This is a genomic window from Actinomadura sp. 21ATH (genome assembly GCF_041951345.1).
Taxonomy (GTDB): domain Bacteria; phylum Actinomycetota; class Actinomycetes; order Streptosporangiales; family Streptosporangiaceae; genus Spirillospora.
In genome coordinates this window covers 1-747 of sequence record NZ_JBGNUR010000049.1, presented here as the reverse complement: position 1 = coordinate 747, position 747 = coordinate 1, and the positions used below count along the sequence as shown (strand labels likewise).

Annotated in this window: 2 protein-coding genes; both read right to left on the bottom strand. The window is 72.6% G+C overall.

Annotated elements, in window-relative coordinates:
• A partial coding sequence (locus ACA361_RS42295; protein ID WP_375020798.1) for an ATP-binding cassette domain-containing protein occupies window positions 1-226 on the bottom strand: 226 nt, incomplete at its 3' end.
• An 89-nt stretch (window positions 227-315) separates the two neighbouring features.
• Window positions 316-747: DUF4097 family beta strand repeat-containing protein (locus tag ACA361_RS42290; RefSeq protein ID WP_375020797.1), on the bottom strand; the 432-nt coding region annotated here is incomplete at its 5' end.

Genomic DNA, 747 nt, shown 5'->3' with positions numbered 1-747 from the left:
GGCGGTTCAGGTCGAACCCGGCCACCGTGACCTGGCCGCCGTCGGCGCGCATCAGCGTGGACAGGATCTGCACGGTGGTGGTCTTGCCGGCGCCGTTGGGGCCGAGCAGGGAGAAGATCGTTCCTTGCGGGACGGCCAGGTCGATGCCGTCGAGCACGACCTTGTCGCCGTCCTTGCCGGGATAGGACTTGCGCAGCCCATTCGCTTCGATCGCCAGATTCGTCATCGGTCTTCTGCTCCTTCGGGGGGCGGGGATGCAGGTGCGCAGTGTGAGGGCGGGGGCAGAGGCTGCCGGGGGATTGGAGGCTGCGGGGGTTAGAGGCTGCGGGCGGTGATGTCGCCCTGGGTGGTGGTGGCCTGGATGGTCAGCTGGGGGGTGCCGGTGTTGGTGAGGGAGTTGTGGACGCGGCCGTGGCCGGTGCCGGCGTCCAGGGCGGCCGAGACGCCCGCGGCGGCGGTGACGTGGATGTCGCCGGACTGGGTGCTCAGGGCGAGGGTGCCGCCGGTGGCCTCGGCGATGCGGATGTCGCCGCGCAGGGTGCTGATGTCGGCGGAGCCGCCGAGGCGGCCGACCTCGACGTCGCCGTCGGTGGCGGTGAGGTGGAGGCCGGCGGCCTCGTCCACCTTGATCTGGCGGTAGGCGCCCTCGAAGGCGACCTCGCCGAGGCGGCCCACGCCCCGCAGCTCGGTGGCGGCGGCGGTGACCTGGATGCGGGAGCCGGCGGGCAGCTGGACGGTCACCTCGAC